The following is a 16,153-nucleotide window of genomic DNA, read 5'->3' as shown; positions in this document are numbered from 1 at the left end:
GAACAGAGATCATGAATCGCACCCCCCTCACCTCCCTCATCGGCGCCCTGCTGCTCGCCAGCAGCACCGCACTCGCAGCCGGCCCCGCCGACGTCGACGGCAAACGTATCGCCCAGGTTGCAAGCGGCGGCGAAGCCGCCAACTGGCTATCGCATGGCCGCGGCTACGACGAGAAACGCTATTCGCCCCTGAAAAGAATCAACGACGGCAACGTCGCCGAACTGGGCCTCGCCTGGACGCACAAGCTCGACATCGACATGGGCGTGGAGGCGACGCCCATCGTCGTGGACGGGGTGATGTACACCACCGGCCCCTACAGCATCGTCTACGCGCTCGACGCCGTCACTGGCAAGCTACTGTGGAAACACGATCCCAAGGTGCCCAAAGCCATGGCGGGCGAAGGCTGCTGCGGACCGGTCAACCGCGGTGTCGCGGTGTGGAAGGGCAAGGTGTATGTCGGCACCTTCGACGGTCGGCTGGTCGCGCTTGATGCCGCCACCGGCAAGCAGGCGTGGTCGGTCGACACGGTGCTGGATCATGCCAAAAGCTATACCATCACCGGCGCCCCGCGCATCGTCAAAGGCAAGGTGCTGATCGGCAACGGCGGTGCCGAATTTGGTGTGCGCGGCTACGTCACCGCCTACGACGCCCAGACCGGCAAGCAGGTCTGGCGCTTCTTCACCGTACCGGGCGACCCCAAGCTGCCGCCCGAAGACGACGCCATGGCAATGGCGCTCAAGACCTGGTACGGCGACGGCTGGGTGAAGTGGGGCGGCGGCGGCACGGTGTGGGACTCGATGTCTTACGACCCGGAACTGGACCAACTGTACATCGGTGTCGGCAACGGCTCACCCTTCAACTACCAGTTCCGCAGCGAGGGCAAGGGCGACAATCTCTTCCTGTCGTCGGTCGTCGCGCTCAACCCCGACACCGGCAAGTACATCTGGCACTACCAGACGACCCCTGCCGACCGCTGGGACTTCACTGCGGCGCAACAGATGACGCTGGCCGACATCGCAATCGACGGTCAAGTCCGTAAGGTGCTGATGCAGGCGCCCAAGAACGGCTTCTTCTACGTACTCGACCGGACCAATGGCAAGCTGATCTCGGCGAAGAACATCGTGCCGGTGAACTGGGCCAGCCATATCGACCTCGCCACTGGCCGCCCGGTCACCCTGCCCGACGCCGAGTACTCCACCGAGGCCAAGCTGATCTCACCAGCCATCATCGGCGCACACAACTGGCATCCAATGTCGTTCAGCCCCGACACGGGCCTGGTCTACATCCCTGCGCAGGAAACCGCCGCGGCTCTTGAAGCGCAGAAGGAGCCCATGTTCATCCCCAGCAAATCGGTGGTGAACATCGGCCTGAACGTACCCGATCTACCGGAAGACCCAGCCATCGTGGACAAGATCAGCCAGTCCTGGCGTGGCCGCCTGCTGGCCTGGGACCCGGTCAAGCAGGAAGCACGCTGGAGCCAGGAGTACCGCACCATCTACAACGGCGGCACCCTTGCCACCGCCGGCAACCTGGTTTTCCAGGGCACCGCGGATGGCCGTGTGGTGGCCTATGCGGCCGACAGCGGCAAACTGCTGTGGGCGTCGCCCGCCAACACCGGGGTCATGGCCGGCCCGATCACCTTCGAAGTGGGCGGCGAACAGTACGTGACCTTCATGGCGGGCTGGGGTGGCACCTTCCCCCGCATCCTGGGCCCGCTGTCGCTGGCGGCCAAGGTCAAGCCGGAGTCACGCATCCTCACCTACAAGCTGGGAGGCCGCGCCACGCTGCCGCCTGCACGATTCGACACCGTGGCGCTACCGCCGCCTCCACAGGTCACACTCGAGGCCGACAAGATGCCAGTGGCTCGCATGATGTTCAATGGCTTCTGCGCCAACTGTCACGGCCTGAATGCCGTCAGCGGTGGCGTGGTACCCGACCTGCGCTACATGAAACCGGAGACGCATGCCGAATTCAACGCCATCGTCGCCGGTGCACGCGCCAGCAAGGGCATGCCGTCATTCGCCAGTGCGCTGCTGCCCGAACACATGGAGATGATCCATCAGTACATCATCAAGCGCGCCAATGACCTCAAGGGCGAACTGGAGACGATGCAGGCTGCCGGTAAATAAAGGGGAGCCCGCATCGTTCAGCCCCCGCTGACCGCCGACGCCGGGCCGATCTCATGATTTTCATGAGGCCGGCCCGGCGTTTTCCATGGAGACTATGCGGCGACCTGCACAATAGACTTGCGCCATCGCTGCCGCAGACGCAGCCCGAGGAGACCCCAGCAATCATGTTTCGCCAGCCCCACCTGCATCCCATCCCGCAAGCGGTGCCCCACCTGCAGCCGTCCCGCCTGTGCATCGCCTTGCTGTGCGCCCTGGCCACAGGCAATACCCTGGCCGCCGATCCCGAAAGAACACTCGAGACCATGGTGATCACCGGCAGCCGGGTGGAGGTTTCGCCTTTCGATGTGCCCTACTCCATCGAAGGCGTGCAACTGCAGGAGAACGGCAGCGAAGGCCTGCGGGTCAATGTCTCAGAAGTGCTCAACAGCGTTCCGGGTGTCGTGGTGCAGAACCGCCAGAACTATGCGCAGGATCTGCAGATCTCGGTACGCGGCTTTGGCGCCCGTGCGGCCTTCGGCGTACGCGGCGTCAAGCTGATCGCCGACGGCATTCCGGCCACCAATCCGGATGGCCAGGGCCAGGCTGCCACCTTCAACCTCGATACCGCAGAGCGCATCGAAGTGCTGCGCGGCCCCTTCGCCACCATTTATGGCAACCACGCCGGCGGCGTCATCCAGCTGTTCTCACGTGACGGCAAGGGCGCACCGCGCATTCGCGGCGGCGTGTACGCCGGCGAAAATGGCACACTGAAGATCGGGATCGGTGCCGAGGGCGAATCGAATGGCGTCGGCTTCGTACTCGATGCCTCGCACTTCGAAACCGATGGCGAACGCCGCTACAGTTCGGCCAAACGCGATCAGGCCTTCGCCAAGATCACCCTGGCGCCCGACGAAGACAGCAAGCTCACCCTGCTCGCCAGCGGCCTGCGTCAACCCTATACCGACGACCCGCAAGGCATCGACTGGGCAATGTATCAGCGCGACGAAAACGATGTTGCCGCCGCACCCTTGCAGTACCAGACCCGCAAGTCCATCGACCACATTCAGGGTGGCGCCGTGTATGAACGCCGCTTTGGCAGCGATCGCCTGCAGGTCCAGGCCTACGCCGGTCAGCGCAGCGTCACCCAGTACCAGTCGATCGCGCGCAACACACAAATCTCCAATCCGCGCCACGCCGGAGGGGTGATCAGCTTCGACCGCGATTTTCACGGTCTTGGGGCACGCTGGATCGCGCAGCGCGAGATCGGCAGTGGCAAACTCACCGTCACTGCCGGCCTGGATTACGACCGTGCCGAAGACGACCGTCAGGGTTATGAGAACTTCATCGGTACCACGCTGGGTGTCAAAGGCGCCCTGCGCCGCGACGAAACCAACACCATCACCAGCACGGATCCCTATGTGCAAGCCACCTGGCAACAGGGCGACTGGGACTGGTCGCTGGGGGTGCGCCACAGCAATGTGAACTTCGACGTCGATGACCGCTACATCGTCGGCGTCAACGGCGACGACAGCGGCTCGGTGCGCTACCGCAAGACCACACCCGCACTCGGCGTGCTGTGGCGGGTCACGCCAGTGCTCAACCTGTACGCCAGTGCCGGCACCGGTTTCGAAACCCCGACCCTGGGTGAGCTGGCATACTCGGCCAATGACCAAGGTTTCAATTTTGGCCTCAAGCCTTCGACCAGCCGGCAGTTCGAGTTGGGCATGAAGGCCTATGTGGGCGAAAGCACCCGGGTGAACCTGGCCGTTTTCCAGATCAACTCGAAGGACGAGATCGTTGTGGACGGCTCCAGCGGCGGGCGCACCTATTACAAGAATGCGGGCAAGACCCTGCGCCAGGGCATCGAACTGGCCGCCGAGACCGAACTCACCCGCAACGTCAGTGCCCGCGGCGCGCTGACCGTGATGCGCGCAGTCTACGACGAGGCTTTTGGCAGCGTACCGGAGGGCAACCGCATCCCCGGCGTGCCGCGAGTCTCGGCCTGGGGCGAAGTGATGTGGAAGCCGATGACCGGACTCAGCACCGCACTCGAGGTCGTTCATCGCAGCCGGGTCGAGGTCAACGACCTCAACAACGCCGAGGCCGCACCCGCCTACACCCTGGCCAACTGGCGCATCGGTGCCGAGCAGCAGTCCGGCCCCTGGACCTTCAACCAGCTGCTGCGGGTGGACAACCTGTTCGACCGCAAGCACATCTCGTCCGTCATCGTCGGCGCCGGCTTCGACCGCTACTACGAACCCGGTCCGGGCAGAAGCGTGTATGGTGGCGTTCGTGCCAGCTACCGCTTCTGAACACTTGCCTGCCATCACGCCTTCACCCTCGCGACGCCGTGGCGCATGCTTGCGCCTCGGCGTCGGCTTGCTGTCAGCAGTGCTGACCCTGTTCCAGCCGGCAGCCGCCGACCCGGGCATCGTCACCCGCGAAATTGCCGGCGCGGCCTTCGAGGACGTCGCCTTCGCCCTGTCCGACGCCATCGCTGCCGAAGGCATCGGCAACATCTCCACCAGCCATTTCAGCGACATGCTCAAGCGCACCGCACCGGATCTGGGCCACCCGCCCGAGCTGTTCGCCGATGCGCGCATCTACACCTTCTGCAGCGCCCGCGCCGCCGCACGCCTGAGCATCGAGTCGCCACACCATATCGCCTTGTGCCCGCTCTCGATCGCGGTCTATCGAATCCAGGCCGACTCGAAAATCATTCACCTGGGCTATCGCCACAGCGCCGCCACCTCAGGCGGTGCCGAAGTCGACGCGCTGCTCGAACGCATCGTTCGGAGGACGGTTGACACCCTGCGCTAAGCGAATGTCTTATGACTTTAACCTCAGCACTCGTCAAGGAACCCCGAGTTCGACACTTTTTTGTGTAAGTGACTGATTATGCGTAAATCACGCTTTCAAGATTGGCACTACAGCGTTTTGACGGCGGGTTCGGGAAGGTCGATGGCGTCGAAGAGGCCGCGTTGCTCCTTGGAGCCAGCCTCGTCGCGGAAGACTGCCAGCAAAACGCTAAACGATGGTTCTGTAAGCACTTGACGCCGTTTTATGGCGATGTCACGCGAACAGAGTCGAACTCGCGATACCCACCGATTTACTCCTTGCCAGAGTCAGACGCGTTGCCCGCCTCAATCTGTTTCAACAGCCGGTCGAAGTCGCTTTCAAACAGTCGGTCCTGCACGATGCGGTACTTTTCAAACTCGCTTTCGGCATGGGCCTTGGCGATTTCTGCCGTAACTTTGCCTGCGTCCTGCAAAACCTCGCGATCGGTGGCCTCGATGAACCGGTTCAGGCGGGTCTCCCAATCCTGCATCGTCATCGGGATCTTGCGCTGCGCCATGTCCTCGGCCACATCCAGATAGGCGTTGACCAGGCGGGAGAGTTGCGCCATTTCGGGTTCGGTCAGGTAATTCTTGGCGACCACGACATCGAATTTCTGAATCTTGCCCAGCGGCGCGTCTTTCCAGGTGGTCAGTCCCATATTGGGCTGATCGGCATCGGCACGGTGGTAGACCACCTCGGCTGCCGTCTGCCCGTGGATGGCCCAGTGCAGCTTGTTCTGCACGGTGGCGAAGAAGCGCTTGGTGGCCTTCGCCGTCACGTCGTAGAATGGCCGTGGCGTAGATGTCGGTGATCTTCTGGTAAAACTTGCGCTCGGAGAGGCGGATCTCGCGGACACGCTGCAGTTGCTCTTCGAAATACTGATCGGTGAGGACCGAACCACCGGCCTTGATGCGCTCATCGTCCATCACGTAGGCCTTGATGGTGAACTGCTCGATGATGCGCGTGGCCCATTTGCGGAACTGGACCGCGCGCTCGGAATTCACCTTGTACCCCACCGCGATGATGGCGGGCAGGCTGTAGTGCTGGGTGTCGTAGGTCTTGCCGTCGGCGGCAGTTATTCGAAATTTTCGAATAACTGAAGCTTCCTCCAGCTCACTGTCACTAAACACCTTTTTCAGGTGGTAGTTGATGGTCTGGGTTTCTACGTCGTAGAGGGTGCCCATCATCTTCTGCGTGACCCAGATGCTCTCGTCTGCATAGACCGCCTCGACGCCCCCCTGGCCGCTGGCGGCGACGAAGGTCAGGTACTCGGCCGCCGACGAGCGGACGAGGGAAACCTCGGGTTTCTTGGGCGGCTGCGGTGATTTGCGTGAGGCCATGGTCTAGGCCACCGTCACCAGGCTGTTCATCAGCAGGGGCAGGAGCCAGTCGCGGAGTTGGACTAGTTCCAGGTTTTCAAAAATTGACACTTATTTACCGTCCCGAACAGAGCTGCTCGAATCTTCTTCAGCGCCACCTACCCGCACCCAGTCATCCACCTCGGAAACCTGGAACTTCCACAATCGACCCACGCGGTGCGCTGGCAGCCCCTTGCGGTCAATCCAGCGGTAGATCGAGTCGCGCGTGACACCCAGATGCTCGGCAATCTGGTCCACGGACACCCAAGGTTCAGCAGTCATCGCAGCGCTCCGTCAACAGAGGTTCGGATGGCATAGAGTCGGTTTAAATCGTAAAGATTGCAATTTATCAGGTTGAAGGGCAGCAGACGAGGGTTCAATGCCGTGCCACCAGCCATTTCAGCGACATGCTCAAGCGCACCGCACCGGATCTGGGCCACCCGCCGGAGTTGTTCGCCGATGCGCGCATCTACACCTTCTGCAGCGCCCGCGCCGCCGCACGCCTGAGCATCGAGTCGCCACACCATATCGCCTTGTGCCCGCTCTCGATCGCGGTCTATCGAATCCAGGCCGACTCGAAGATCATTCACCTGGGTTATCGCCACAGCGCCGCCACTTCAGGCGGTGCCGAAGTCGATGCGCTGCTCGAACGCATCGTGCAGCGCACGGTTGATACCCTACGTTAGTCCTCAGCAAGAACGCCACGCGAGGCAGACTTCAAGCCAGTGGCCGGCATCGCATTTACATTGTTTTATCCCCTCACCCAGAATCTCCCGAGCCACCACGCCTTACAATCCCACGCATCAGATTGCCACCCGCCAGGGGACAAGACCATGCGAAAGCTTGATAGCCGGGAACATGCTGCACCCGCACCACAAACGAATCGCCGCGCCTTGCTGCGCATGGCAATCGGTGGCCTGTTGCTGACGCCCGTGCTCGGTTACGGCACACGCAGCCTGGTCTCTTCATCCACCCCTCAGACGTCCAGCCTACTCCCCACAGGCCCTTGGGCCGGCGGCGGCACGGCCCGAATCGGCGCCGCCAGCCGCTTCCCCAACCCCTTCATCGCCTCACTGGAGGGTGCATGCCGGCTGGCATGCGAAACCACCATTGGCCCCTGCCACACCGCGTCGCCCGAGCGGGTCGACATCAGCGACGGGTGGGACGGCATCCCGCTGCGTCTGGCGCTGCGCATCGTCGATGAACAGTGCAGGCCCATGCCCAACGCTGTGGTCGAAATCTGGCATACCAACCTCACCGGTGGCTATTCCGGCCGTATCGCGCGCATGTGCAACAACGACCCAGCCGATGTGGAAAAGCAGTTCTTCCGCGGCTATCAGTGCACCGACGCACAGGGCATCGCACACTTCAACAGTTGCTATCCGGGTTGGTACCGTGGCCGCGCGGTGCACATCCACCTGCGTGTCCAGCTTGGTGATTACGTGGCCGCCGACCGCGCGCCCAGCAGCGTCACCACCCAACTGCTGTTTGCCGACGAACTCAACACCGCCATCTTCACCGAACACCCGCTCTACCAAGGCTACGGTCAGCCCGACACCCGCCTGGACAACGACAACGTCGTCGGCGGCGAACCGGACAAGACCCCCTATATCCTGGATGTGCAACGCATGGACGACGGCGTGATGTTCGCGCACAAGACCCTGGTGATCCAGGGCTCTGGCCAGGCGACAGCGTGCTCGGTGCAGGGGCTTCGCGGCATGCGCCCAGGCCCCGGCAACCGCCCCCCACCTGATGGGTCTCCGCGTACGCCCTTGTCAAACTACCGAGGTTGAAACCGCTAGACGAACATCGTTCTGGAAGAGCGCCACCCCGCAACCGGGTGGCCTTCGATACCACGGCCAGCCTCACGACGGCTCGACAGACGTCCGCCGGATCATGACAGACGACGAATGATCCCGGCCCAAGTCATCTCATATGGCATAGAATCACACCTCCCTTCATTCGGGATGTGCGCTTGCCCTCCGACCCGTCCATGAAAATTTCATCTGCCAGCAAGCTGCTTGCCCGCATGATCCAGGGCGAGGTCTCCGCCGCTGACGTCGCTACCGAACACCTGGAACGCATCAAGCGGCACAACCGCAACGTCAACGCCGTCGTCACGCTCGACGAAGCCGGCGCAATGAGGGCCGCACTCCATGCAGATCAGCGGGTCGCCACCCGGGGGCCACTCGGGCCGCTTCATGGCATTCCCTTTACCGTCAAGGATGCTTTCGAAACGGCCGGCATACGCACCACCAGCAGCCACAAGCCGCTTGCCAGCCACATCCCCGCCCGGGATGCCACCCTGGTGTCACGGCTGAAGGCTGCGGGTGGCATCCTGCTGGGCAAGACCAACCTGCCCGAACTGGCAGGCAACCCGCAATGCGACAGCCCTTTGTTTGGACGGACCAACAACCCTTGGGATCTGAGCCGTACCTCGGGTGGCAGCTCAGGCGGCAGCGCGGCGGCTGTTGCAATGGGCTTTGCCATGCTCGATCCGGGCAGCGACATCGGCGGCTCGATCCGGATTCCCGCCGCCTTCTGCGGCGTCGCAGGCCTGAAAGCAACGGAAAACCGGCTGCCTCGCACCGGTCACATCCCCCATCTGCCGGGCAGACCCCGCAGCGTCCGCCACCTGCTGTCATTCGGGCTGCTGGCCCGGTCCGTCGCCGACCTTCAGCTGGGCTTCGAGATCATGGCAGGTCCAGACGGGCAGGATCTCGAAGTCCCCGCCATTCCCACCCGCACACTATCGGCGCAGCAGCGTCCCCGCCGCATCGCCTGGTGGGATGACTTCGACGGCGTGCCGCTCTGCTCGCGCACCCGCCGCGCCCTCGCGCGCACCGTTGATGCGCTGCACGCCGCAGGGCACATCGTGGCACGCTGTCGTCCCGACGGATTCGACTTCGGCCAAGCCTGGCATGCCTATGGCACCATCGCCGGCAGCGAGATCGGCCTGGGCATGTCCTGGCCGGAACGCACCGGACTGACGCTCGCGGGCCACCTCATCCCGGCCAGCCAGCCGGTCGGCCGTGCCTTCCTGCGTGGCATGAGCGCCAGCCCCGGTAGCTACAATCAGGCGCTGAACCTGCGTGAGCAGTTGATCGTGACACTCGAGGCCTTTCTCGACGAATGGGATGCTTGGCTGTGCCCGGTTGCCCCCACCGTGGCCTACCCACACTGCAAGCTCGGCGGCCTGAAGCCACCGCCACGCATCCAGGTCGACGACCATGCCCTGCCCTATATCGAAGCCACTGTCAGCATGGTCGTACCCTTCTCGCTGACCGGCAGTCCGGTGACCGTGCTGCCTGCAGGCATCGAAGACGGATTGCCGGTTGGGCTGCAACTCGTGGGTCGCCGCTGGCACGATGAAGAACTGCTTGCCACTTGCGCACAGATCGAATCCTGCTTCGACGGTTACACCCTCCCGCCCCTGGCCGACGAGACACCAGACCGCGGCAGCTGAGAATCAAGCCCAGGCGTTGCAGCGAGCAGACGGTCCATGCATAGTCATGCGATTCAAGTGCTACAACAGCCTATCGAACACAGGCATTCAAGCGCTGCCGTCATATTCCGGATGATGAAAACCCCCATGAAACGCAATCTCTTCATTCTTACCCTTGGCGCGACCATCATGCTTGGCGCCTGCTCGACGGTCGGTAGCCTGAACCCCCTCAAGGCCAAGCCGCAACTCGACAACGTTGTTGCCGCGCAGGCCAGCGCCGGGCCGCTGGAGCTGAGCGAAGGCCGCGCCTTCCTCGACAACGATGCCGCCTTTGCCGCCAAGCTGCGCCTCATCGAGAGTGCGCGCGAAAGCCTGGACCTGGCCTATTACATCTTTGCCGACGACTACTCCTCATCGATACTGACCCAGGCGCTGATCGACGCCGCCCAGCGTGGCGTGCGCGTACGCCTGCTGGTGGATTACTTCAGCGCCTACAAGGACCTGGACCGCTACACCTGGCTTGAACAGCAGGGTGCCGGCCGCATCGAGGTCCGTTTCTACAATCGGCCGACGCTGGACATCATCAAGGATGCCGCTTACCTGACACTGAGCTGCGCCGACGTCGGCGCCTCCGGCAGTGCTTGCGACGATGCCAAGTTCGCTGCTGTCGAACGCCACTTCGCCACCGAGGCGATCAGCGGACAGACCGTCACCAACCGCAGCTATGCCGGCTCCAGCCTGTTCCTGTCCGGGCTGTATGGCAAGAACACGTCCTTTCTCGCCTATGCCATCACCCGAGGCCAGGCCATCGACGCCGACGCACTGGGCAGCAGCGCGCAGGACGCAACGTCCACCCAGGCGGATCAGCTCAAGCGTCTGGGCAAGCTCTACTTTCAGGCCCGCTACCGCGGGGGCGTCGAAGGGCTGAGCGCGCGCCTGAAGCTGGGCTACGTCCGCTTCGCCTACGGCGAGCAGGTCAATCCAGTGTTCGATACCGTCAACGCGCTGCTGCCACTGAACCGCCGCGACAGCACACAGGCGCGACAGGATTGGGACTATCTCACCGAGTTCCTGCACCACAAGTTCTTGCTGGCCGACGAGGGTGCGCTGATCCTTGGCGGACGCAATGTGGAAGACGCTTACCACATGCAACCCAACCCCCTCTCCAGCAAGTACATCTTCATGGATACCGACGTCGGCCTGCAGCTCGCCCGTACCGACCCTGCACTTGCCACCAGCTTCGACCGGCTGTGGCAGTTACGCAGCATGGTCGCCACCCTGGACGACGTCCGCCAGCATGCCCCCAACGACCTGCTGGTCAATTTCGATGCCGTGCAAGCGGCGCAGAGCACCTGCCAGACATCGACCGACGCCCGCTGCTTCGATCGCGAGTTCGACCGTCGCGCGCGCACGCTGGCGCAACGCATGCAGGCCGAAGGGGAACGCCACCGCGCTCACCTGACCCGCTACCAGCAGGCGTACCGCGCCGCGCGCACGCCCGCGCCCCTGCGCATCGATGCCGAAGCCCGCATCCACTATTTCGAGAACCTGCCCACCCGCAACGGCCAACGCGGCTACGGCGTCGATCACGGTGGAGAGGCTGCCAACAAGCACATCCACGCGCTGTGGCGCGCTGCCCTGCACGACATCTGCCTGGCCGACGCCAGCAGCTCACGCGAGGTGGTGTTTCACAACGCATATTTATTCCTGCCTGCCAACCTGCTGCAGGACATCGGCGCCATGCTCGACGGCAGTCGCAACTGCGGCGGCCTGACCCTGACCTTGCTGACCAATTCGCTGGAGACCACCGACCTCAACGTCGTCAACCTGCTCGCGGTATGGCAGCTGAAGGCGCTGGCCGACCACCTGCGCGAGCGCAAGCCCGGTGCCGATGCGGCCACCTTGCGCTATCTGGAGTACCAACCGGGCAACGACAGCCGGCTGTCCCTGCACAGCAAGGTGATGCTGTTTGGTGACGACATCTTCATCGGCTCGGCCAATGCCGACGTGCGCAGCCTGATGATGGACAGCAACAACGGCGTCTTCATCCGCAACGCCCCTGCCTTCGTGCGTGAGTACCGCGACACCCTGAACACCCTTATCGCCACCCCTGGCCGTATCGCCGACCACACCGCGACCCTTGGCCGCGACAGCGCCGAACTGCAGATGCAGACCAACCAGATGGTCGAACTGCTGCTCGCACGCTATGCCGGCGACGACCGCCTGAGCGATGTCCAGAGACGCGAACTGAAGCAGGATGTCGCGACCACCACGCAGCGCGTCTACACGCTGTCGCGCGAGATCCTGCGCGGCAGTCGCAAGGCGGCTGACGAGTTCAACGCCCTGTTCAAGGCAATTTGATTCGCGCTTCGCTTGATCCAGGCCTGCCGAGTCAGCCCACCTGGATCAAGCCGCCACGCGGGCCCGCGCGACATGCAGTTTGCGGTAGCTGTCAATCAAGCGCTGATGTCGGTCGAGCCCTTCCAGCTTCATGCTCGTTGGCGTCAGGCCATGGAAGCGCACGCTGCCATCCACCGACCCGATCGCCGCGTCCATGCGCGTGTTGCCGAACATGCGACGGAAATTGGCCTCGTAATCTTCCAGCGCCAGCTCGTCGTCCAGCAGGACCTCGAGCACCACATTCAAGGCCTGATAGAACAGCACACGCTCCACGGTGTTCTCGTTGTACTGCAGGAAGGCCTCCACCCGTTCCTTTGCCTCCTCGAACTGCCGCAAGGCAAGATGAATCAGCAGCTTCAGCTCCAGTATCGTCAGCTGCCCCCAGACCGTATTCTCGTCAAACTCGATGCCGATCAAAGTGATGATATCGGTGTAATCATCGAGCTCGCTCTCCTCCAGGCGCGCAAGCAGCGTCGCCAGCGCGTCATCATCCAGACGGTGCAGGTTCAGGATATCGGCACGGAACTGCAAGGCCTTGTTGGTGTTGTCCCAGACCAGATCTTCCACCGGATAGACTTCCGAATACCCTGGCACCAGAATGCGGCAGGCGATTGCACCCAGCTGGTCATACACCGCCATGTACACTTCCTTGCCCATGCCCTCGAGGATGGCCAGCAGGGCTGCAGCCTCCTCGGCATTGGATTCGGCGCCCTGACAGGAAAAATCCCACTCGACAAACTCGAAATCCGCCTTGGCACTGAAGAAGCGCCATGACACGACGCCGCTGGAATCAATGAAGTGCTCGACGAAGTTGTTCGGCTCGGTAACGGCACCGCTCTCGAAGGTCGGTTGTGGCAGATCGTTGAGGCCCTCAAGACTGCGCCCCTGCAACAATTCGGTCAGGCTACGCTCAAGCGCCACTTCAAGGCTTGGATGCGCGCCAAACGAAGCAAACACCCCACCCGTGCGCGGGTTCATCAGGGTCACACACATCACCGGAAACGCCCCGCCCAGCGACGCATCCTTCACCAGCACCGGGAAACCCTGCTTTTCCAGCGCGTCGATGCCGGCCACGATGCCGGGATACTTTGCCAGCACCTCGGGCGGCACATCGGGCAGTGCAAGCTCACCTTCCAGGATTTCGCGCTTCACCGCACGCTCGAAAATCTCCGACAGGCATTGCACCTGCGCCTCGGCCAGCGTGTTGCCGGCGCTCATGCCATTGCTGAGGTAGAGGTTGTCGATCAGGTTGGTCGGGAAATACACCACCTCACCATCCGATTGACGCACATAAGGCAGCGAACAGATGCCGCGCTGCACATTGCCGGAATTGGTGTCATACAGATGCGAGGCGCGCAACTCGCCATCGGGGTTGTAGATGGCCAGACAGTACTCATCAAGGATTTCCGCCGGCAGAGCATCCTTGCGGCCCGGCTTGAACCAGCGCTCCTCCGGGTAATGCACAAACGCCGCATTGGCGATGTCCTCCCCCCAGTACTGGTCATTGTAGAAATGATTGCAGCTCAGTCGCTCGATATACTCACCCAGTGCGGACGCCAGGGCGCTTTCCTTGGTTGCCCCCTTGCCATTGGTAAAGCACATTGGCGAATGTGCATCGCGGATATGCAGCGACCACACATTGGGCACCAGATTGCGCCATGAGGCGATCTCGATCTTGATGCCCAGCCCCGCAAGGACTTCCGACATGTTGGCGATGGTCTGCTCGAGCGGCAGGTCCTTGCCCACGATATAGGTGCATGCTGCAGCCTCCGGCTTCAGCGTCAGCAGGGCCTGCGCATCGGCATCCAGATTCTCCACTTCCTCGATCACGAACTCGGGCCCGGTCTGAACCACTTTCTTCACCGTGCACCGCTCGATCGAACGCAGGATGCCCTGACGGTCCGCGGCGGAAATGTCTTCCGGCAACTCGACCTGAATCTTGAACACCTGCTTGTAGCGGTTCTCAGGATCCACGATATTGTTCTGCGACAGGCGGATGTTATCGGTCGGGATATTGCGGGTCTCGCAGTACAGCTTCACGAAATAGGCCGCACATAACGCCGACGACGCCAGGAAGTAGTCGAACGGCCCCGGCGCCGAGCCGTCGCCCTTGTAGCGGATGGGCTGATCGGCGATCACGGTGAAGTCGTCGAACTTGGCTTCCAGACGAAGCTTGTCAAGAAAATTGACCTTGATTTCCATAGGGGAATCCTGAAATGGCGCTCAAAACATATAGGCGGCCATTATCACTGTTTTCCCCAGCGGAAGCCGGGCTGGATCGTGCGCAGCTCGGTTGCGTGCAGCCGCTCAAGCGGCCGAAAGCCATCCCAGGTAACCCGCGCCCACCACGACTGCAATGGCAATGGCCGCAATCAAGGGCCAGCGTGATGGCGCGGGGGGCTGCACATGTCCGGGAGGCGGTTCCCGGGTAGCGCGGCCGGTCTGGTCGCTGCCTGTGCGGGTTGCGGCCGCGGCGTTTACAGGGGTTGCGTCGTTCCGGCGTATGGCAATGGTCGGAGGAATCTCACTGGGCATCGGATCATCGGCCGGGGGCGCGCCCGGCGCGGGAGCGCTCGCACCCACCGGACGACGGATCACGATGGTCGGCGGATAGTCTGCCGAGTAGCCTTCATCGCCTGTACTGACCCCGGCCGCAGGGGCGTCGTCGAACGAACGCACCATCTCGCCACGGCGAATGACCAGTGTCGGTGCAATGCTGGACGCCTCGGCGGTGGTGTCGGCCGCGGTGCGCGCCACCGGTGTTGTGCGCGGTGCCGATGACTCGCCTGCCGCCCCCTCCATGACCGGTCGCCGAACGACAATGGTCTGCGCAATTGCCGCTGCATACGCCTCATCGGACGGCGCTGCAGCGCCCGCAGCCTTTTCCGCAGTGGAGTCTTTTGGAGCAGGGCTGGCCACCGGACTGCGGACCACCACGGTATTTGCAATGGCGGCGGCGTAAGTCGCGTCGGACGGTCGCGCATCACCTGCTGCAAGTCCGGAAGGCCGGTTCACAATCATGGTGGGCGCAATGGCCGCAGCACGTGCCTCGTCCGATGAACGGGCAGTCTGTACCGCAGCGTCCGCCTGACGAGAAGCCGCCTGGTGCGACGGCACCACGAGCGTGACGCCATCATGACGAGGGTCGGCAGCCGGCTCCGACTCCAGCAGCTGCTCCAGTTCGCGACGGAACGCCAGTGCGTTGGGGGTACGCATACGCGGATCCTTGACCAGGGCCCGCATCAGGATGGACTCGAGCGCAATCGGCAGCCCCCGGACATGCTGCGACGGTGGCACCGGCATCTGCTCGAGATGGGCACGGATCAACTGAACCTCGTCGGCATGCTCGAATGGCACCCGCCCGGTCAGCGCCTGGTACAGCACCACGGCCATCAGATAAAGATCGGAGCGTTCATCCACCAGTGCGCCGCGAACCTGCTCCGGCGAAACATAGTGCAGCGCGTCAACGCCGCTGCCGGTACGGGTCAGCCCTGCCTTGTCCAGGATGCCAGCAATGCCGAAACCGGCCAGTTTCAACGTGCCATCAGCAGCAATCAGCAGGTTTGCAGGTGTGATGTCACGGTGGATGACATGCGCCTTGTGTGCTTCGCCCAGTCCCCGCAGCGCCTGTACCACCAATCCACTGGCCTCGCGCCAGGGGAGTGCTCCGCACCGACGCAGCCGCTCCGCCAAGGACTCGCCAGCAACGAATTCGCGCACCAGACAGCACTGTCCGCCATCCTCCACCAGGCCAATCAGGCCGGCAATATTGCGATGCCGCAATGTTGCCAGCATCCCCGCTTCGGCACGGGCGGCATCGACGACATCGGGCCTCAGTGCAAGCTCGGAACGCAGTGACAGCAGGACGACATCGCGCGTGTCGTCAAGATCGCGCCCCTGGAACACCGGTCCCAGATCTCCCTCGCCGATCCTGGCCAGCACCCGAAAACTGCCGATGACCTCATTCATGGCGGCTACCCGTTCAACTGCGTGAAAAAGAAGGC

11 protein-coding genes and 1 pseudogene are annotated in these 16,153 nt (G+C 62.9%); 7 read left to right on the top strand and 5 right to left on the bottom strand.

Going from position 1 to position 16,153, the window contains the following annotated elements; all coding sequences use genetic code 11:
* Window positions 1-11: 11 nt before the first annotated feature.
* The 3 genes from DNK49_RS07270 to DNK49_RS07260 all read left to right on the top strand — a co-directional run bounded on the left by DNK49_RS07270 (window position 12) and on the right by DNK49_RS07260 (window position 4,928).
* Window positions 12-2,129 carry a PQQ-dependent dehydrogenase, methanol/ethanol family gene (locus DNK49_RS07270; protein WP_110523682.1) on the top strand — a complete coding sequence of 706 codons (2,118 nt, stop codon included), beginning with the start codon at window positions 12-14 and terminating at the stop codon, window positions 2,127-2,129.
* Window positions 2,130-2,293: 164 nt separating this feature from the next.
* Entirely contained in the window at window positions 2,294-4,420 is a 2,127-nt protein-coding gene (locus DNK49_RS07265; protein WP_110523681.1) for a TonB-dependent receptor family protein, read from the top strand.
* Between the two features lie 49 nt (window positions 4,421-4,469).
* Window positions 4,470-4,928, top strand: coding sequence for a DUF302 domain-containing protein (locus DNK49_RS07260; protein ID WP_133255096.1), 459 nt, complete (start codon window positions 4,470-4,472; stop codon window positions 4,926-4,928).
* A gap of 289 nt (window positions 4,929-5,217) precedes the next feature.
* Here DNK49_RS07260 and rhuM (DNK49_RS24955) read toward each other — a convergent pair whose 3' ends face one another.
* The 3 genes and pseudogenes from rhuM (DNK49_RS24955) to DNK49_RS07250 all read right to left on the bottom strand — a co-directional run bounded on the left by rhuM (DNK49_RS24955) (window position 5,218) and on the right by DNK49_RS07250 (window position 6,586).
* Window positions 5,218-5,724, bottom strand: coding sequence for a RhuM family protein (rhuM, locus tag DNK49_RS24955; protein WP_207806913.1), 507 nt, complete (start codon window positions 5,722-5,724; stop codon window positions 5,218-5,220).
* 67 nt (window positions 5,725-5,791) lie between these two features.
* Window positions 5,792-6,130, bottom strand: a pseudogene (gene rhuM, locus DNK49_RS25100) (RhuM family protein); the annotation flags it as partial.
* A gap of 246 nt (window positions 6,131-6,376) precedes the next feature.
* Entirely contained in the window at window positions 6,377-6,586 is a 210-nt protein-coding gene (locus DNK49_RS07250; RefSeq protein ID WP_110523679.1) for a helix-turn-helix domain-containing protein, read from the bottom strand.
* A gap of 125 nt (window positions 6,587-6,711) precedes the next feature.
* Here DNK49_RS07250 and DNK49_RS07245 point away from each other — a divergent pair, with 125 nt between their 5' ends.
* From DNK49_RS07245 to DNK49_RS07230, 4 genes are all read left to right on the top strand, one after another.
* A complete protein-coding gene (locus tag DNK49_RS07245) occupies window positions 6,712-6,990 on the top strand; it encodes a DUF302 domain-containing protein (protein WP_110523678.1) in 279 nt (92 codons plus the stop codon).
* 147 nt (window positions 6,991-7,137) lie between these two features.
* Window positions 7,138-8,097 (top strand): dioxygenase family protein, encoded by a 960-nt coding sequence (locus DNK49_RS07240; protein WP_207806912.1) that lies wholly within the window; start codon window positions 7,138-7,140, stop codon window positions 8,095-8,097.
* A 200-nt stretch (window positions 8,098-8,297) separates the two neighbouring features.
* On the top strand, window positions 8,298-9,770 hold the full coding sequence (locus DNK49_RS07235; protein WP_110523677.1) for an amidase: 1,473 nt from the start codon (window positions 8,298-8,300) through the stop codon (window positions 9,768-9,770).
* A gap of 126 nt (window positions 9,771-9,896) precedes the next feature.
* Entirely contained in the window at window positions 9,897-12,110 is a 2,214-nt protein-coding gene (locus DNK49_RS07230) for a phospholipase D-like domain-containing protein (RefSeq protein WP_207806911.1), read from the top strand.
* Window positions 12,111-12,155: 45 nt separating this feature from the next.
* Here DNK49_RS07230 and DNK49_RS07225 read toward each other — a convergent pair whose 3' ends face one another.
* Window positions 12,156-14,351 (bottom strand): OsmC domain/YcaO domain-containing protein, encoded by a 2,196-nt coding sequence (locus tag DNK49_RS07225; protein ID WP_110523675.1) that lies wholly within the window; start codon window positions 14,349-14,351, stop codon window positions 12,156-12,158.
* Between the two features lie 105 nt (window positions 14,352-14,456).
* On the bottom strand, window positions 14,457-16,118 hold the full coding sequence (locus DNK49_RS07220; RefSeq protein ID WP_110523674.1) for a serine/threonine protein kinase: 1,662 nt from the start codon (window positions 16,116-16,118) through the stop codon (window positions 14,457-14,459).
* Window positions 16,119-16,153: the final 35 nt, after the last annotated feature.

The organism is Parazoarcus communis SWub3 = DSM 12120 (genome assembly GCF_003226565.1).
Classification (GTDB): domain Bacteria; phylum Pseudomonadota; class Gammaproteobacteria; order Burkholderiales; family Rhodocyclaceae; genus Parazoarcus; species Parazoarcus communis.
The sequence above is the reverse complement of the archived record's forward strand: the minus strand, read 5'-3'. Positions and strand labels throughout refer to the sequence as shown.

What these genes read in the sequence shown, in the direction of transcription:
- DNK49_RS07265 (WP_110523681.1), top strand. Translation starts at nt 2,294, where the DNA reads ATGTTTCGCCAGCCCCACCTGCATCCCATCCCGCAAGCGGTGCCCCAC.
- DNK49_RS07270 (WP_110523682.1), top strand. Translation starts at nt 12, where the DNA reads ATGAATCGCACCCCCCTCACCTCCCTCATCGGCGCCCTGCTGCTCGCC.
- DNK49_RS07245 (WP_110523678.1), top strand. Translation starts at nt 6,712, where the DNA reads ATGCTCAAGCGCACCGCACCGGATCTGGGCCACCCGCCGGAGTTGTTC.
- DNK49_RS07225 (WP_110523675.1), bottom strand. Translation starts at nt 14,351, where the DNA reads ATGGAAATCAAGGTCAATTTTCTTGACAAGCTTCGTCTGGAAGCCAAG.
- DNK49_RS07230 (WP_207806911.1), top strand. Translation starts at nt 9,897, where the DNA reads ATGAAACGCAATCTCTTCATTCTTACCCTTGGCGCGACCATCATGCTT.
- DNK49_RS07220 (WP_110523674.1), bottom strand. Translation starts at nt 16,118, where the DNA reads ATGAATGAGGTCATCGGCAGTTTTCGGGTGCTGGCCAGGATCGGCGAG.
- DNK49_RS07240 (WP_207806912.1), top strand. Translation starts at nt 7,138, where the DNA reads ATGCGAAAGCTTGATAGCCGGGAACATGCTGCACCCGCACCACAAACG.
- DNK49_RS07235 (WP_110523677.1), top strand. Translation starts at nt 8,298, where the DNA reads ATGAAAATTTCATCTGCCAGCAAGCTGCTTGCCCGCATGATCCAGGGC.
- DNK49_RS07250 (WP_110523679.1), bottom strand. Translation starts at nt 6,586, where the DNA reads ATGACTGCTGAACCTTGGGTGTCCGTGGACCAGATTGCCGAGCATCTG.